16 protein-coding genes are annotated in these 16,644 nt (G+C 32.7%); 6 read left to right on the top strand and 10 right to left on the bottom strand.

The annotated features are described in order from the left end of the window. Positions 1 to 18 precede the first annotated feature (18 nt). From ACHRV0_RS19195 to recF, 7 genes are all read right to left on the bottom strand, one after another. Positions 19 to 633, bottom strand: coding sequence for an FMN-binding negative transcriptional regulator (locus tag ACHRV0_RS19195; RefSeq protein ID WP_395442109.1), 615 nt, complete (start codon positions 631 to 633; stop codon positions 19 to 21). A 75-nt stretch (positions 634 to 708) separates the two neighbouring features. Then, entirely contained in the window at positions 709 to 1,722 is a 1,014-nt protein-coding gene (gene murB, locus ACHRV0_RS19190) for a UDP-N-acetylmuramate dehydrogenase (protein ID WP_395442108.1), read from the bottom strand. Positions 1,723 to 1,832: 110 nt separating this feature from the next. Continuing rightward, positions 1,833 to 2,936: a histidinol-phosphate transaminase gene (gene hisC, locus ACHRV0_RS19185; protein ID WP_395442107.1), complete on the bottom strand. Its 1,104-nt coding sequence runs from the start codon at positions 2,934 to 2,936 to the stop codon at positions 1,833 to 1,835. Between the two features lie 74 nt (positions 2,937 to 3,010). Continuing rightward, complete coding sequence (locus ACHRV0_RS19180) at positions 3,011 to 4,069, bottom strand: glycosyltransferase (RefSeq protein WP_395442106.1); 1,059 nt, start codon at positions 4,067 to 4,069, stop codon at positions 3,011 to 3,013. An 87-nt stretch (positions 4,070 to 4,156) separates the two neighbouring features. Then, positions 4,157 to 4,837, bottom strand: a complete 681-nt coding sequence (locus tag ACHRV0_RS19175) for a DUF2461 domain-containing protein (protein ID WP_395442105.1) — start codon at positions 4,835 to 4,837, stop codon at positions 4,157 to 4,159. Between the two features lie 10 nt (positions 4,838 to 4,847). After that, positions 4,848 to 5,546, bottom strand: a complete 699-nt coding sequence (locus tag ACHRV0_RS19170) for a thioredoxin domain-containing protein (protein WP_395442104.1) — start codon at positions 5,544 to 5,546, stop codon at positions 4,848 to 4,850. 206 nt (positions 5,547 to 5,752) lie between these two features. Beyond that, the gene (gene recF / locus ACHRV0_RS19165) at positions 5,753 to 6,832 is read right to left on the bottom strand and encodes a DNA replication/repair protein RecF (RefSeq protein WP_395442102.1); all 1,080 of its coding nucleotides are present in this window, start codon (positions 6,830 to 6,832) and stop codon (positions 5,753 to 5,755) included. A gap of 245 nt (positions 6,833 to 7,077) precedes the next feature. Here recF and ACHRV0_RS19160 point away from each other — a divergent pair, with 245 nt between their 5' ends. From ACHRV0_RS19160 to ACHRV0_RS19135, 6 genes are all read left to right on the top strand, one after another. Further along, a complete protein-coding gene (locus ACHRV0_RS19160) occupies positions 7,078 to 7,857 on the top strand; it encodes a hypothetical protein (protein ID WP_089055883.1) in 780 nt (259 codons plus the stop codon). An 84-nt stretch (positions 7,858 to 7,941) separates the two neighbouring features. Beyond that, positions 7,942 to 8,514 (top strand): 6,7-dimethyl-8-ribityllumazine synthase, encoded by a 573-nt coding sequence (gene ribH / locus ACHRV0_RS19155; RefSeq protein WP_129024561.1) that lies wholly within the window; start codon positions 7,942 to 7,944, stop codon positions 8,512 to 8,514. A gap of 347 nt (positions 8,515 to 8,861) precedes the next feature. After that, positions 8,862 to 10,793 (top strand): DNA mismatch repair endonuclease MutL, encoded by a 1,932-nt coding sequence (gene mutL, locus ACHRV0_RS19150; RefSeq protein WP_395442101.1) that lies wholly within the window; start codon positions 8,862 to 8,864, stop codon positions 10,791 to 10,793. Beyond that, on the top strand, positions 10,790 to 11,539 hold the full coding sequence (locus ACHRV0_RS19145) for a rhomboid family intramembrane serine protease (protein WP_129024559.1): 750 nt from the start codon (positions 10,790 to 10,792) through the stop codon (positions 11,537 to 11,539). Before mutL ends, ACHRV0_RS19145 begins: the two co-directional genes overlap by 4 nt. Positions 11,540 to 11,584: 45 nt before the next feature. Next, complete coding sequence (locus tag ACHRV0_RS19140) at positions 11,585 to 12,448, top strand: rhomboid family intramembrane serine protease (protein WP_395442100.1); 864 nt, start codon at positions 11,585 to 11,587, stop codon at positions 12,446 to 12,448. 18 nt (positions 12,449 to 12,466) lie between these two features. Next, positions 12,467 to 13,513: an endonuclease/exonuclease/phosphatase family protein gene (locus ACHRV0_RS19135; protein ID WP_164975036.1), complete on the top strand. Its 1,047-nt coding sequence runs from the start codon at positions 12,467 to 12,469 to the stop codon at positions 13,511 to 13,513. A gap of 69 nt (positions 13,514 to 13,582) precedes the next feature. Here the strand turns inward: ACHRV0_RS19135 and ACHRV0_RS19130 are convergent, their stop codons facing one another. The 3 genes from ACHRV0_RS19130 to dapB form a co-directional block, all read right to left on the bottom strand. Further along, on the bottom strand, positions 13,583 to 14,197 hold the full coding sequence (locus tag ACHRV0_RS19130; RefSeq protein WP_395442099.1) for a WbqC family protein: 615 nt from the start codon (positions 14,195 to 14,197) through the stop codon (positions 13,583 to 13,585). 89 nt (positions 14,198 to 14,286) lie between these two features. Next, entirely contained in the window at positions 14,287 to 15,840 is a 1,554-nt protein-coding gene (gene lepB / locus ACHRV0_RS19125) for a signal peptidase I (protein ID WP_129024556.1), read from the bottom strand. 67 nt (positions 15,841 to 15,907) lie between these two features. Then, positions 15,908 to 16,609 (bottom strand): 4-hydroxy-tetrahydrodipicolinate reductase, encoded by a 702-nt coding sequence (gene dapB, locus ACHRV0_RS19120; protein WP_395442098.1) that lies wholly within the window; start codon positions 16,607 to 16,609, stop codon positions 15,908 to 15,910. Positions 16,610 to 16,644 lie beyond the last annotated feature (35 nt).

Below are 16,644 nucleotides of genomic sequence, written 5' to 3'. Positions count from 1 at the left end.
TCAATGATTAAAAACCATTTACTTTCGGCATTTCAACATTTCCTTTGCAATAGCAATAGACTGAGGGTTTTCAGTCTTTTCTAATTCCGAAATTATGTTTTTATAATTATGATCGTCTCGATTTTGCGACAGTTTTTTAGTTGCCTGAATTTCGTCAATTTCTATTTCAAAACCAAAAATTCCTCGAGCTTCACGCATTGTTTTAGCAGATAAGTCTTCAACTCTAACAGGGTTTTCTGAATTTGCTTCGTATTTATCAACTAGTTTCTTTAACTGTTCTACCGAAGTTTCATAATCAACAATTTTAATTCTTCCATAAACATGTACGGCTATGTAATTCCAAGTAGGTACATTTTCGTGATCGTACCAGGATGAAGAGATATAACTGTGCGGTCCTGTAAACACCGCTAGAATCTGATCGTTTGCTGCAAAACCTTCTGCTTGAGGATTTAGTTTTGAAATATGTCCCTGTAAAATTTCTTTTCCATCAGAGTTGATTTCAAGTTCTATCGGAATATGAGTTGCACACAATTTTCCGTTAGTTTGATTAATCAGAATTCCAAAACTATTTTCTTTTAGAAAAGCTCTGATTTCTTCTGGATTTTCGTTTTTGTATAAATCAGGAGTGTACATATTGTGTTTGGTTTATCGCCACTAATTGCACTAATTTAATTTGTGTAAATTCGTGAAATTAGTGGCAAAAAGAAATTAAATCACATTTACTTCCGCTTCAATATGAATTCCAAAAGTCTCAAAAACTGTTTTCTGAACTTCTTTTGAAACGGCTAAAATTTCCTGCCCCGTTGCGTTGCCATAATTCACCAGAACTAAAGCTTGATTTTTATGCACTCCGGCTTCTCCAAAACGTTTTCCTTTTAAACCAGCTTGTTCAATAAGCCATCCAGCAGGAACTTTTACTTCGGTTTCAGAAACTTCATAAAATTTCATTTCAGGGAATTTTTGATGAATTTTCTCGAAATCAGATTTCAGTAGAATTGGATTTTTAAAGAAACTTCCACTGTTTCCTAATTCTTTCGGATCAGGTAATTTACTTTGTCTAATGGCAATTACAGCATTACTTACCTCTTTCAAAGTTGGTTCAGTAATGTTTTTTTTAGCCAATTCAGCTAAAATATCGCCATAAGAAGTATTGATTTTATGATTGCGTTTGGTCAATTTATAAATAACAGAAGTAATGATGAATTGATCTTTTACCTCATTTTTGAAAATGCTTTCGCGGTATCCAAAATTACACTCAGGATTAGTAAAAGTTTTTATTTCCTGAGTTGCAATATTCATTGCTTCGCAAGAAACAAAAGTATCTTTGATTTCGGTTCCGTAAGCGCCAATATTCTGTACCGGAGTTGTGCCGACATTTCCAGGAATTAAAGACATATTTTCTAGACCTCCAAAATTGTTGTCGATTGTCCAAAGTACAAAATCGTGCCAAGTCTCACCAGCCTGACTTTCGACCCAAACAAAATCATCATCTTCTTTTATGATTTTTTTTCCTTTTAAATCAATATGAATAACCAGTGCTTCAATATCTTTAGTCAAAAGCATATTGCTTCCTCCGCCTAAAATGAACTTTTCCTCATTTTTGTTTGCTGCCAAAATGGTTTTTAATTCAGCAATTGAATGAACGGCAACAAATTTTTTTGCTTTGGCTTCGATGCCAAAAGTATTGTAGTTTTTTAAAGAAAAATTGGATTGGATTTCCATAAATAAAAGGCTTTTTTGAGTTCCGAAGCTTCGGAAAAATTCTGAGTTCAAAAGTAACGATTATAATTTATTTGAACAGATTTTCTGTAAAAAGACTTTTTTGAGAATTTTTATTTTAGGGCTTCAATAAATTGCTGCATTTCTTTCATCGTTCCTATTGTAATTCTAGTCCATTTTCCGTTTTCTTCATAAATTTTTGTTCCCATAATATTACGGTTCTCCAATTGTTTAAAGTAATCCTTTTTGTAATTCTCTAAAGAAAAATAAATAAAATTAGAATAAGACGGAATGCAGGTTAAGCCCAATTGAGTAAGTTGTTCTACAGTATATTTCTTTACTTCTTCATTTAAAGAAGATACTTCTCGAATAAATTTTTCATCATTTAAAGATGCAATCGCCGCAGCCGTTGTTACCACGCTGATGGATAAGTTAGGAGATGATTTTAAAATACTGAGTTCTTCAATTGTCGAAGAGTTTGCAACAGCATAACCTATACGCGCACCGGCTAAACCGTACATTTTTGAGAAAGTTTTAGTGATTATTAAATTCTTGTTCTCAATTACAAGATTGCTTAATGATTGCTCTTTTGTAAAATCGATATAAGCCTCATCAACAAAAACAATTGCTTTTTTAGAAGCTTCTTTTACAAAAGAGACTAAATGTTCTCTATCGCAGATTGTTCCCGTTGGATTATTAGGATTACAGATGTAAATCATTTTAGTATCTGAATCGATTGTTTTTAACATTGCTGTTAAGTCATGCTTTTTATCAGCAGTTAACGGAACTGTGATTTTTTTAGATCCTAATTTTTCAGAAGGAAATGTCCAATAATCGAAAGTGGTTTCGGCAAGTATAAAATTACCCTTTTTTAAAGCAGTATATTGAAGTACTAAATCTAAAATTTCTGTTGAACCAGCGCCCAATAGAATATTATTGTCTGAAACATTGTTTTTCTTAGCAATTAAAGAAATTAGTTCTTCTGAAGCATTCCAGCCATATCGATTGCTGTTGTTGATGCTTTTTTGCATGGCAAGGCGAGCTAGTGGAGAAGGTCCGTACGGATTTTCATTCGACCGTAATAAAATAGGAGATTTGTCTGAACTTGGAGGGATGTAATTTTCTAATGGAGGATTGGCAAATGCCTCAAATTGACAAAAACCTAATCCTATTGTACCTAATCCGATTTGTTTTAACCAGTTTCTTCTATTGCTCATATTGCTTTCAGAATTAAATTAGAAATTCATTATAACAGTATGTCGCTGAGGTTGAAAAAAAGTTACGCTTGCAGTTAAATAGATTGAGAGTTGAGGAGTTCGTGATATTTATCTGCAATAATTTTCATATTGGAGTTATAATTTGCGTTTTCTTCTACAAACTTCCTGTTTTGTAAAATGGCATTATTTCGATAGTCAACATTTTCAAAAGACCAGATTAATTCCTCAGCAAGTTGTTCGTTGTCATCGATTGTTATTAATTGTCCGTTTTTGCGATGTTTGATCCAGCTTTGATTTCCAGGAACGTTTGAAACAATAGGGTAACATTGACATGCCATTGCTTCGAATAAAGAAGCTGAAACACCTTCGGTAATTGGCATACTGATATAAGTGTTTGATTGGTGTAATAATTTTGGAAGTTTTGTATTTGGTATTCTTCCAGTAAAAGTTACTTTAGTTTCAATTTGTAATTTTTTTGCCAAATCTTTTAAAAACTCTAATCTTGTTCCGTCACCAACGATGGTTAAAGAAAAGTCAATTCCTTTCTGATTAAGAATAAAAAATGCCATTAAAATAGAGTCGTGTCGATATTCAGGTTCTAAAGAACGAGTGATAATAGCTTCTATTTTGCTTGAATTGTTTGGTGAAGGCGTAAAAAGAGATAAATCGATTCCTTTTGGAAGAACAAAAACCTTGTTCATGTCAACATCAATCGCTTTCATAGAAATTGTCATTACTGGTCCCCAAGCATGAATTAAATGTGCTTTTTTGAATGCGTATTTCTGAATGATCTTTTTAAAAGTATATAATACAGAATCTTCCGGCCATAAATCTGTTTGGCCTTGCTGCGCAATGACAATTGTTTTCGAGCCAGATAATGCTGCAAGAAAACCATAACTCGTGGTTCTTTCAGCAATAACCATGTCTGGTTTTTCTTTTTTAATGATTTTTTGAATTGAAATTGGGGCGAAAAAATACTCTAGAATACGTTTGAATCTATTAAATTTTGAATTGTTTGGCGTTTGAAGTTCCCAAGTAATAATTTCAAAATTGCCAAATTCTTTTAAACCTCTCATCCAGGTTATAGCATCGGCACGGCAAGATTCTCCAAGAAAAAGTATTTTTCTTTTCATTAGCAAAATGTTTTTCGCTACAAATTTCACGAATTCACACTAATTGAATTCGTGCAAATTCGTGCAATTTGTGGCGATTATCCTTCTCTAAAACTCTTCGTCTGTTTCTAAAGCACGATTGATAAAATCATTTAAGGGCTTTAGCGCGATTAATTTTTTGCTCATTTTAGAAACAAAATCTTTTTCAGTCACTTCAGAAATATCATATTTTTGAGTTGCAGTAAAGCTTTTCAGTTTTAAAAACTCGATTGCAGGATGTTCTTTTTCGTAACCTCGGGGTGGGTTTTTCAGCGAATTGTTTTCGTTTACATCTAAACTTCCAAACTCTTTCTTGAAATTTTTATCCGCTAAAAGAGCCTCTAAATCATCGTGAAAAAAAGCAATTTCTTTACGAACTTTTTTTAAATCTTCAGATTCTGGAGAGTAAAATCCGCCAGCAATAAAACTAGCTCCTTTTTCAATATGCACATAATATCCCGCTCGGTTCAAACCTTTTGTCCCGCCAGAAATCCAAACACCTAAATGTGCTTTATAGGGAGATTTGTCTTTTGAGAATCGAATGTCGCGGTTGATTCTGAAGGTGCAGTTTTTGACTTCTAATAATTCTAACGAAGGATCAAGCGGTTTCATCGCGTCTAGAAAATCACTTACCAATTGATAGTAATCTTTTTTGAAGATTTCGTAGCGCTTTTTATTGTCTTGAAACCAATCTCGATTATTGTTTTTCTTTAAATCGTCTAAAAATTGCAATGATTCTTTCGTTAGCATATTTTATGTTTTATTGCAGTTGTTTTCTTAATTCTTCTTCGCTGATGTATCCGATATTTTTCTTTTTCATTGTTTTATTTTCATATAAAAAAGTTGTCGGAAGCTGTGTTATTTCCATTTGCTGTGCTAAATCTTTGTTTTTATCTACATCAATTCTGATAATAACTGCTTTATCAGCCAATTCTTTTTCTAGTTTTAAAATGTGAGGCTCCATTTGTTTACAAGGACCACACCATTCAGCATAAAAATCAACAAACACCTTTTTATCTGTATTTAATAAAGCATTGAACTCATTCATTGTCATTCCATTTTCAGAAGCTTCCGCATTTGGAGCGTTTTTATCATTCCAATTAATGAATCCTCCGTCAAGTTCATAAACAGATGTAAAGCCTAATTCATTTAGTTTTGCTGCTGCTTTTTTACTTCTTCCGCCGCTTAAACAATAAACAAATACAGGTTTCGATTTGTCGTAAGCAGCTGCTTTTGAATCGAAATCGTCGCCGTTCCAGTTTACATTTACTGCTTTGTCTATATGTGCTGATGCAAATTCATCAGGAGTTCGAACGTCTAAAATTTGTGGATTTTCAGTTGTTTTAATTTTTTCTGCAAACTCTTGTGGTGAGAGTGATTCAAATGGAGTCACTTTTTTTTCATTACAAGAAAAGAGAACAAGTGAAACTATTGCCAATAAGATTTTAGGGAATTTCATGCCGTTGTGATTTTAAAAATGATTTAGGCTAAAATAATGATTTTTCATTTTTAAAATCTTAATAGAATTATAAAATCGAATTGATGTTTTTTGCCGTGAATTTCACGAATTAACGCGAATTTTTTAATTTCGGTTTGACTTTGAGCAACTTTGTCAAAGTTTTGCATCCTGTTAATCTTGAATTCGTGCTGGTTCGCGGCAAACAATTACAAATTAAAAATTTTATAACTCTGATGCGTCAATTTTACAATGGCTTCTGTACGATCTGGATGAGTGTCTGAAATAAAAAGCTGCCCAAATGTTTCGCTGTTTACCATTTCGACAATTTTTGCCACTCTGGTTTCGTCTAACTTGTCAAAAATATCATCAAAAAGTAAAAGAGGTTTTACGCCGCTTTGCTTCTTTAAAAATTCAAATTGAGCCAGTTTTAGCGCAATTAAAAAAGATTTTTGCTGTCCTTGCGAACCGAATTTTTTAATAGGATGCGAATCAATTTCAAACAATAAATCATCTTTGTGAATTCCAGTGCTTGTATATTGCAGTGCTCTGTCTTTATTGATGTTCTCTTTTAGCAGTGTTAATAAATCCTTTTGATACAAATGACTTTCATAAACTACTTGAACAGTTTCTTCAGATCCTGTTATGGCTTGATGATGGATATTAAATATAGGTATGAATTGTTCAAGAAAATCTTTTCGTTTTTCAAAAATAGACTGTCCAAAACTATTTAACTGTTCATTATATATAGATAAGGTATCATTGTCGAAAGTATGATTGAGTGCAAAATACTTTAAAAGTGCATTTCGCTGTACAATTACCTTTTGATATTGTATAAGCTGATGCAGATAAGCACTGTCTAATTGCGAAATTACGCTGTCCATAAATTTACGGCGCGTTTCGCTGCCTTCTACAATTAAATCACGATCTGCAGGCGAGATGATTACTAACGGAATAAAACCAATATGATCTGAAAATTTATCATAAGCTTTTCCGTTTCTTTTTAAGATTTTCTTTTGCCCTTTTTTTAAACTGCAGACAATTTGTTCTGTTCTCTCGTCTTTTTCTAATTCAGCATCAATAACAAAAAACTCTTCTCCGTGTTTGATATTTTGAACAGCAAGCGGATTGAAATAACTTTTTCCGTAAGCTAAATGATAAATAGCATCAAGAACATTGGTTTTTCCAATTCCGTTTTTGCCGACAAAACAATTAATCTTGATGTCGAAATCAAAATTAGCTTCGGCGAAATTTTTATAATTGAATAATGAGATTTTGTTTAAATGCATTTTTTTAAGAGACTCTAAAAAGAAAAATTACTGTTTTTGCAACGAGTAAAATTGAGACTGTAAAATTATCTAATTTTATCGATATAAAAGGGTTTTGGCGTGTTTCAAGTTGATTTATTTTGATGCTGATGTGAAAGGAGTTAGCATTCTTAAAAATATTTGTTTTAAAATAGTGATAAAATTGATTTTTTTTACCTCAGTTTCAATAAAAATTTTATTTTTGCCGTTCACTAAATTAATTTTAAATGGCTACTTACAATAAAAGAGGATATAAAGCACCAAAGGAGAAGGAAGTTAAAGAAGTAACTGAAGAGCAACAAGTAATTATTGACGAGAAAGACAGCAAAACTGCTGAGGTTTTTTCTAAGTTAGATGAAACTGCTTCAAGAACTGAGGATTGGGTTGCTAAAAATCAAAAAATCATTATTGGTTTAGTTGCTGGTATTGCAGTTGCTACTATTGGATATTTGGCTTACCAAAAGTTTATTGAAGCTCCTAAACAAGACGAAGCTGCAAACGAAATGTTTGTTGCACAACAAAACTTTCAAAAAGCGGTTGATGGTGTAGCAAGTGATTCATTATATAAATTGGCTTTGAATGGTTCTGAAGGTAAATTCGGATTTGTGAAAATCGCTGACGAATATTCTGGAACTGATGCAGGAAATTTAGCAAATTACTATGCTGGTATGGCATATTTAAATACAGGTAAATTTGATGATGCTATTAAGTACTTAGGTAATTTTAAATCAGAAGATTTAATTTTAAGTGCTTTAGCAAAAGGCGCAATTGGAGATGCTTATTCTCAAAAGAACCAACAAAAAGAAGCTTTAGATTATTATGTAAAAGCTGCGGAATCTAATAAAAACGATTTTACAACACCTCGTTTCTTATTAAAAGCGGGTAAAACGGCTTTAGCTTTAGGTCAAAAAGAAGATGCATTAAAATACTTTACAGATATTAAAGATAATTTTGATGCAACTCCAGAAGCTGCTTCTGTTGATGCTTTGATTGGATTAGCACAATAAATTATTGAAGAGTTTAGATTTTAGGTTTTAGATTTGTATTTTTACAATCAGAAATCAAGAAATATAAAATCTTAAATATAAAAGATGGCTACCGAAAATAAAAATTTATCACAATACGATAAAAACACAATCCCAAATGCGAAAGACTTTCGATTTGGGATTGTTGTTTCTGAGTGGAACGAGACTATAACAGAAGGGCTTTATAATGGTGCTTTTGAAGCATTAATTGATTGTGAAGTTCCTGCACAGCAAATTATTCGCTGGAATGTTCCAGGAAGCTTTGAATTAATTTATGGTGCAAAGAAAATGCTGCAAACACAAAATGTAGATGCAGTAATTGTAATTGGCTGCGTAATTCAAGGAGAAACCAAACATTTTGATTTTGTTTGCGAAGGCGTTACACAAGGAATTAAAGATTTGAATGTTCAAACTGATATTCCGGTTATTTTTTGTGTTTTAACAGATAATAACATGCAGCAATCTATTGATAGAAGCGGTGGAGTTCATGGAAACAAAGGAACCGAAGCGGCAATTGCAGCAATCAAAATGGCCTATATTCGTCAGCAGGCTTCAATGGCACATGCTTTTAATCAGCCATTGCTTTCGTCAGGAGCTCTTCAGATAGAAGATGGTCCTAGAAAAATTGAGAAGGAATAAATAATAATTGCTTTGAAAATATTAAAAACCTATGCCGTCAAAAAGTATAGGTTTTTTTATGCTTTTTTTTGAAGGTAATTTGTCAGCGAAAATCCAATATTCAGATTAGTATATTTGTTTTTATTTTCGATAAATAAAATACTTGCGTTGGTAAAAGTTAATTGATTTTCTTTTAAAAATAAAATTCAATAACTTTAATCTTTCTGTTTCTTAGAGTATTGAGGTTTTTGTTTTTTTTATGATTGCAGATATTCTGAAAGCCAGTCAAAATTTACTAAATTTGTACCTCTTGGTTTAGATTTCAAATCAAAAATCTTAAATCGTTAATCTACAATCCTAAATATTAAATGTCGAGTATTATTCAATTGCTTCCAGATCACGTTGCTAACCAGATTGCTGCCGGAGAAGTGGTTCAAAGACCAGCTTCAGTCGTAAAAGAATTGTTAGAAAATGCTGTAGATGCAAAAGCAACTGATATTAAATTGATTATAAAAGATGCCGGCAAATCATTAGTTCAGGTTATTGATAATGGTGTTGGAATGACGGTTACGGATGCTCGTTTGTGTTTTGCACGTCATGCAACTTCAAAAATCCGTCAGGCTGAGGATTTATTTTCTCTTGGTACCAAAGGTTTTCGTGGAGAAGCTTTGGCTTCGATTGCGGCTATTGCCCACATGGAAATGAAAACCAAGCAGGATCAAGATGAATTGGGAACGCATATTGTAATCGAAGGAAGTAAGTTTGTTTCGCAGGAGGTAGCTGTTTTACCAAAAGGAACTTCATTTGCGGTTAAAAATTTATTTTTTAATATTCCAGCCCGTCGTAATTTCTTAAAATCAGATACAGTTGAGTTTCGTCATGTTATGGATGAATTTCAACGTGTGGCTTTGGCGCACCCAAATATTCATTTTAGTTTTTATCATAACGGAAGTGAGTTGTACAATTTACCTGCAGCAGGATATCGTCAGCGTATTGTTGGGATTATGTCTGGTAAAACCAACGAAAAGTTAGTTCCGGTTAATGAAGATACTGAGATTATAAATGTTCAAGGATTTGTCTGTAAACCTGAATTTGCTAAGAAAAATAGGGGAGAACAGTTCTTTTTTGTAAACGACCGATTTATAAAAAGCGGTTATTTGCATCATGCGGTTATGGCGGCTTATGACGGACTTTTGAAAGATGGTTCGCAGCCGAGTTATTTCCTGTATCTGCAAGTTCCGCCCAATACAATAGATATTAATATTCATCCCACTAAAACTGAAATTAAGTTTGATGACGAACAGGCTTTATATGCCATTTTAAGAGCTTCAATTAAACATAGTTTAGGACAGTTTAATGTTGCTCCAGTTTTAGATTTTGAAAGAGATTCAAATTTAGATACACCTTATCATTACAAAGATTTAGAAGCAGAAACGCCTACAATTCAGGTCGATGGAACTTTTAATCCATTTACAGATGATAAAACCAATCAGCATTATTCAAAAGCAGCTTCCGGATCAGGTTCTAGTTATAGTTCAGGATCTTCGTCTTCTTCTTTTTCATCAGGTTCCTCTTATTCGGGGTATTCAAAAAGAGTTGAGCCAACAGTAAGTTGGGAAAGTTTATACGTTGGTTTGGATACTGAAAATACAGAAAGTATTGAAAGTTCGCCTTTTAATTTTGAGAATGAAGAAGTAACTTCATCTTTGTTTAATGATGATGAGGTAGAACAAGCAAGTCAGAAAACGTATCAAATACATAAAAAATATATAGTTTCGCCAATAAAGTCTGGAATGATAATTGTCGATCAGCATCGTGCGCATCAACGTATTTTGTACGAGCAGTTTTTGTTGAATATGACAGTAAATCAAGCATCGAGTCAGCAATTGCTTTTTCCGTTGGATTTGTTTTACTCTTCATTAGAAATGAAATTGATTGAAGAATTAAAACCTTCACTAGAAACCACCGGATTTGTGTTTGAAGAGGCAAAAACCGATCATATTGTAATTTCGGGAATTCCGGTAAATATTACCGAAAGTGAAGTTTCTCTTGTAATTGAACAATTGTTGAGTGATTTGCAAGACGGAATTCCAGCGAGCAGTTACAGCCAGAATGATACTATAGCTAAATCGATGGCAAAAAGTTTAGCGGTTAAAACAGGATCTTATTTAACCGAAAAAGAACAAGATAATCTCGTAAACGGTTTGTTTGCTTGTAAAGATCCAAATATTTCACCTTTTCAAAAACCTACATTCATCACCATGCGTGTTGAAGATATAGACAAAAAGTTTGCCTTATGATGAATATGACTCCCGTTGTAAAACAACTGCTTATAATTAATATTATATTTTTTTTAGGTGCTCAATTAGTGCCTGTTTCTTATGAGTATTTAGCACTTTTTTTTCCAGAAAATCCTGGATTTAAATTTTGGCAGCCCATTACTCATATGTTTATGCATGGTGGTTTTGCTCATATTGCTTTCAATATGTTTGCATTATATTCGTTTGGTTCAACGCTTGAACATTTTTGGGGTGGAAAGAAATTTTTGTTCTTCTATATTTCTTGTGGATTAGGCGCTGCTTTAGTAAATTTTGCGGTAAATTATTATTTCTATCAAGACAGTTTGAATATTCTTTTGGCAAATGGTTTTCATAAGGCCGATATTTTAAGTTTGCTAAATGATGGTAAAATTGATACAAGATGGCAGCAAATTTTAACTGTTTCAGAATTTAAACATTTTACAAGTGCGTATCTAGGAACTGTGGTTGGAGCATCTGGGGCTATTTACGGATTGCTTGTTGCGTTTGCTTTTATGTTTCCAAACGCTGAACTTGGTATTATGTTTATTCCGATCCCGATAAAAGCTAAATATTTTGTACCTGTTTATATGCTTTTATATGATGGCTTTTTTGGAATTTTAGGAGGTTCACTGATGGGACTTGATTCGGGAGTTGCTCATTATGCCCATATTGGCGGTGCTTTTTTTGGATTTATGATTATGTGGTACTGGAAAAAAAATCAGTTTAATAACAATCGTTGGAATTAATTTTTAACTTTAAATAATTAATTTTAGAAACCAAAAGAAGACTTTATGAATATTCTTGACGATTTAAAACTCCAATATAAATTAGGTGGAATCGCAATGCGAGTAATTTATTGGAATATTGCCTGCTTTCTTATTTCTTTAATTTTTTTCTATCAGTTTTCAAGCGGTCAGTTTGTGTTTCCAAATTGGATTGCATTGTCTTCAGACCCGCAGGTTTTTCTGTTTAAACCTTGGACTTTTTTAACGTATGCATTTTTTCATTATGGATTTTTGCATTTGTTGTTTAATATGATGGTTTTAAACTTTGCCAGCAATCTGTTTTTAACTTTTTTTAGTCAAAAGCAATATTTAGGCCTGTATATTTTGGGAGCCATTTTTGCTGGAGTTGCATTTTCACTAAGTTTTTACTTTTTAAATATTTCAGCGCCTATAGTTGGTGCTTCGGCTGCAATTATGGCTGTTTTAGTTGCTGTTACAACGTATCAGCCTTTAATGAACATTCGTTTAATGTTGATTGGTAATGTAAAGTTGTGGCATATTACAGGTGTAATTTTAATTTTGGATTTAATGCAGTTTCGCTTAGATAATATGGGTGGACATATTTCTCATTTAGCAGGAGCTGTTTTTGGTTTTATCTTTATTAAATCGCTGCAGCAAGGAACTGATTTAAGTAAAATTGTTTCTAAAATATTGGACTTTTTTGCTAATTTGTTTAGAAAATCTCCAACAACGCCATTTACAAAAGTTCATAAAAACTATAAAAAACCGACAGAAAAAGTAACTTCACGAATTGTTACTAAAGATAAAACGCAGCAGCAAATTGATGAGATTTTGGATAAAATCAGTCAATCTGGTTATGATTGTTTGACTAAAGAAGAAAAAGAGTTTTTATTTAAAGCAGGGAAATAATCCTTTCAGCCAAAAAATATGAAAAACCTTTCGTGGTTTAATAAAGTAATGTTCTTTTTGAATATAGTGTTAACTGTACTTACATTCAGCATCTATATTTTACCTTTTCTAGCACCTAAAAGTTTTCCTCTTTTATCGGTGCTTACGCTGTTTATGCCGGCTTTTTTTGTGATGAACGGATTCTTCTTCATTTACTGGGCAATTCAGTTTAAAAAGCGCCTTATTTTGTCTGGTTTGGTTTTGTTAACCGGAATAACGTTTATTAGTAAATTCTACAAGTTTTCGTCGAAAGAGTATGTTAAAAACGAAAAAGATTTCTCAGTAATGAGTTATAATGTTCGTCTTTTTAATGTTTTTAAATGGTTAGATCGCGATGATATTCCTTCAAATATTAAAGCTTTTATCGACGAAAAAGATCCTGATATTTTGTGTATTCAGGAGTATTCTAATTCAGCTCATCTTGATTTAAAAGTGTATCCGCACCGCTATATTTTTATAGATGGGAAAAAGATTAAAACAGGTCAGGCTATTTTTTCAAAATTTCCTATAATCAACGAAGGGAATATTATTTTCCCTAAATCAGATAATAACGCAATTTACGCAGATATAAAACGCGGAAAAGACGTTATTCGAGTTTATAATATGCACCTGCAGTCCATTAAAATTTCGCCTGATGTAAACGAAATTTCAGATGATATAGATAATGTAAATCAGAAAAAATCACAGCGTATTTATGCTCGAATCAGTAAGGGATTTACACAGCAGCAGGAACAAGCAGAGATTTTTAAAGAAAATATTAAGCAATGTAAAAATCCAATTATTATTTGCGGTGATATGAATAACAGCCCGTTTTCATATGTGTACCGAAATATTAAAGGAAAACTTAAAGATGCTTTTGAAGAAGCAGGCGAAGGTTTTGGAGCAACTTATAAATTTAGATATTACCCAGCAAGAATCGATTATATTTTTACAGATAGTAAAATGAAAGTAAAGCATTTTGAAAGCTTTCCTGATTTCGAGAATTCAGACCATTATCCTATTATGGCTAGACTTTCAATGGAATAAAATTGATATTTTTCAATTTTTAAATTGCTTTAGCTGTTCGCTGTTATTTAGCGAAAATTCAAAAGGATATTATAATAGTTTTTGTGTTTTTAAGTAATCCATCGCAAATTTTCCTTCGTTAAAAAGTAGATCTAAAACACTTAAATTGTTGATGAAACCATGTTTGTCATCAAAAACCTGAGTGTATTTTTCGAATGAATTTTGATCTTTTTTTCCATTTGCTAAATATCTGAAATCAGAAATATTTTCGATCTCATGAAAGTATTCAGTTGTTTTGGCGAATTCTAATTTCATTCTTAGACATTTTGTGGTAATGTCCAAAACTTCCAAGTTTAAATCCATCAAGAAAGTGTGTTTTTTCTCGAAAATAGGGGTAATGTCATCTTCAAAAAATTCGAAGAAAGGCGAGCTCCTATATGCTGCTTCCAGTGATTTGAAATGCTGTTTTTGCCAGTCAAATTCATTTTCGATCAAAACATCCTTTGTTTTCTGATGTGCAGATTTTGAATGTTTAACTGGAATGTTTAATAATTGAATTCCGTTTGGACTATAGATATATGTGCGGTTTCTATTAGTCTGCTTTTGAAAATTATCTTCCATTTCAAAAGTTACATTCTCAGATTGCGCCATAACAGCAAAGTGGCTGATTGATGGAAAATAAGTAGGAAGTAATAAAGAGTTCATTGTGGTTTTTGTTTAATCGGTAAATCGTTTAATCGTTCTTTTTGAGAAACAATTAAACGATTTACCAGTTCAACGAATTAACGTTTTTTTTATGCTTTGTTTTCTTTTCTTTTTCTCCAGAAGAATTCTCCAACGAAGTAAAGACCAAGAACAATTAAGAAATATTTGAAGTAAGATTGTGGTTGTCCTTCGCCATCAACAGTTGTGAACACGCGGTTCCAACGTATTTTGTTGATGCCTTTTCCGTTTGTATCCCAACTCATCCAAATAAAAACTGGTTTTCCAACAATATGATTTTCTGGAACGTAACCCCAAAAACGGCTGTCTTCAGAGTTGTGACGGTTGTCTCCCATCATCCAGTAATAATTTTGTTCGAAGGTATATGTTGTTGCAGGTTTTCCGTCAATTAAAAATTTAGAACCTTGAATTTCTAGTTTTTTTCCTTCGTAATTCGTGATAATGTCTTTGTAGAATGGTAAAGATTCATTTGTTAGTGCAACCGTTTTTCCAGCTTCTGGAATATAAATTGGACCATAATTGTCTTCATTCCATTTATTGATATGTGGGAACACAGCATTGTTGGTTCTTGTTTCAATTTTTCGTACAACAGCAGTAACACCAGGAGTATTTTTGATTCGTTCAGCGCTCGCTTCGGTTAATGAACCAAAATAAAGGGTGTCTCTTTTTTCGCTTCTAAAACCTGCTGGATCTGTAATGTCTAATTCTTTAAGTAACGATTCAAAATCAATACTTGTTTTTCCGTCTAAAGCTACAGCATAAGAGTATTGCGGTTTAGCTCTCTCTGGTAAAACTAATTTTTTTCCGTTAATGTAAACAAAGCCATCTTTTATTGATAAGCTGTCTCCAGGAATACCAACACATCTTTTTACGTAATTTGATCTTTTATCGATAGGTTTAATAACGCCTGGTCTTCCTTTTGGTTCGTAAAAATAATGTACGGTATCAACAGGCCAGTTAAAAACTACAATGTCTGTGCGTTTGATTTTTTCTAGCGCAGGCAGTCTGAAATAAGGTAATTGAGGCCAGCTTAAGTATGATTTTCTTTTTGTTAACGGAATAGAGTCGTGAACCATTGGCAATGCAACGGTAGTCATTGGTACTCTAGGGCCGTAATTTATTTTACTCACAAATAGGAAGTCACCAATTAAAAGAGATTTTTCAAGAGATGATGTCGGAATTGTATAAGGCTGAACAACGTAAGTGTGTACTAAAGTTGCAACAATAACCGCAAAAAGTAATGAACTGATCGTATCGGCTGTTTTGTTATCAGGTGTCAGTTTTCTGTCTGCATTATACTCTAATTTTTGAGTATAGTTTACATAATAAATATAAAAACCAAGAGTAAATAGACCTAGAATAGTATCTAATGTAGATTTTTTCCCAAAAGTTCTTAAAGTTTCAACCCAAACAACAGGAAACATAATTAAGTTGATAATTGGAATGAAAAGTAAAAATGTCCACCAAGTTGGGCGGCCAATTATTTTCATTAAAACAATCGAATTATAAACTGGAATTGCAGCTTCCCAGCTTTTTCTGCCAGCTGCCAGATACAGTTTCCAAGTTCCCACAAAGTGGATGATTTGTACTGCTAAGAAAAATACGAACCAAGAATATAGTGTCATAGTTTTTGTTTTTTTATGTTTTAAACTTTAAGTTGTCCTTATGTAGAAGTCTTAAGTTTGGTATGTTTTATTTTAGATTTAATACATCTTTCATGCTGTAGATTCCTGTTTTACCAGCAAGCCATTCAGCAGCGATTACTGCACCTAGAGCAAAGCCTTCGCGATTGTGAGCAGTATGTTTTAGTTCGATGCTGTCTACAATTGAGTCGTATGTTACAGTGTGAGTGCCGGGAACGTCTCCAATTCTTTTCGCTTCAATATGAATTTCACCTTGTTTAGCATCATCTAAAGTCCAATTTGCATAACTGCTGTTTTCAATAACGCCTTTTGCTAAAGAAATAGCTGTTCCGCTTGGAGCATCTAGTTTTTGAGTATGATGAATTTCTTCCATCGATACTTTGTATGAATCAAATTGCGACATTATTTTGGCTAAATATTCATTAAGCTCAAAGAAAATATTAACTCCTAAGCTGAAATTTGAACTTGAAATAAATCCGCCTTGTTTTTCGTTGCATAGGGCAACCATTTTGTCAAAGTGTTCCAGCCATCCAGTTGTTCCAGAAACAACAGGAACATTTGCGTGAAAGCAGTTTGAAATATTATCTACGGCTGCAGTAGGAACACTAAAGTCAATAGCGACATCAGCAGTTGAAAGTCCGTCGTAAGTATTGAATTCATCTTTCTTTAAAACAATTTCATGACCTCTTTCTAAAGCAATTCTTTCGATTACTTTACCCATTTTTCCGTATCCTAATAGTGCAATTTTCATTTTATATTTTTTTTGTTTTAAAAGCCTTTAAAGAC

The organism is Flavobacterium sp. FlaQc-30, assembly GCF_044005885.1.
Lineage (GTDB): Bacteria > Bacteroidota > Bacteroidia > Flavobacteriales > Flavobacteriaceae > Flavobacterium.
Note: the sequence above shows the minus strand (reverse complement) of the source record. Positions and strands in the feature narration are given on the sequence as shown.

What these genes read in the sequence shown, in the direction of transcription:
- ACHRV0_RS19195 (WP_395442109.1), bottom strand. Translation starts at nt 633, where the DNA reads ATGTACACTCCTGATTTATACAAAAACGAAAATCCAGAAGAAATCAGA.
- murB (WP_395442108.1), bottom strand. Translation starts at nt 1,722, where the DNA reads ATGGAAATCCAATCCAATTTTTCTTTAAAAAACTACAATACTTTTGGC.
- hisC (WP_395442107.1), bottom strand. Translation starts at nt 2,936, where the DNA reads ATGAGCAATAGAAGAAACTGGTTAAAACAAATCGGATTAGGTACAATA.
- ACHRV0_RS19180 (WP_395442106.1), bottom strand. Translation starts at nt 4,069, where the DNA reads ATGAAAAGAAAAATACTTTTTCTTGGAGAATCTTGCCGTGCCGATGCT.
- ACHRV0_RS19175 (WP_395442105.1), bottom strand. Translation starts at nt 4,837, where the DNA reads ATGCTAACGAAAGAATCATTGCAATTTTTAGACGATTTAAAGAAAAAC.
- ACHRV0_RS19170 (WP_395442104.1), bottom strand. Translation starts at nt 5,546, where the DNA reads ATGAAATTCCCTAAAATCTTATTGGCAATAGTTTCACTTGTTCTCTTT.
- recF (WP_395442102.1), bottom strand. Translation starts at nt 6,832, where the DNA reads ATGCATTTAAACAAAATCTCATTATTCAATTATAAAAATTTCGCCGAA.
- ACHRV0_RS19160 (WP_089055883.1), top strand. Translation starts at nt 7,078, where the DNA reads ATGGCTACTTACAATAAAAGAGGATATAAAGCACCAAAGGAGAAGGAA.
- ribH (WP_129024561.1), top strand. Translation starts at nt 7,942, where the DNA reads ATGGCTACCGAAAATAAAAATTTATCACAATACGATAAAAACACAATC.
- mutL (WP_395442101.1), top strand. Translation starts at nt 8,862, where the DNA reads ATGTCGAGTATTATTCAATTGCTTCCAGATCACGTTGCTAACCAGATT.
- ACHRV0_RS19145 (WP_129024559.1), top strand. Translation starts at nt 10,790, where the DNA reads ATGATGAATATGACTCCCGTTGTAAAACAACTGCTTATAATTAATATT.
- ACHRV0_RS19140 (WP_395442100.1), top strand. Translation starts at nt 11,585, where the DNA reads ATGAATATTCTTGACGATTTAAAACTCCAATATAAATTAGGTGGAATC.
- ACHRV0_RS19135 (WP_164975036.1), top strand. Translation starts at nt 12,467, where the DNA reads ATGAAAAACCTTTCGTGGTTTAATAAAGTAATGTTCTTTTTGAATATA.
- ACHRV0_RS19130 (WP_395442099.1), bottom strand. Translation starts at nt 14,197, where the DNA reads ATGAACTCTTTATTACTTCCTACTTATTTTCCATCAATCAGCCACTTT.
- lepB (WP_129024556.1), bottom strand. Translation starts at nt 15,840, where the DNA reads ATGACACTATATTCTTGGTTCGTATTTTTCTTAGCAGTACAAATCATC.
- dapB (WP_395442098.1), bottom strand. Translation starts at nt 16,609, where the DNA reads ATGAAAATTGCACTATTAGGATACGGAAAAATGGGTAAAGTAATCGAA.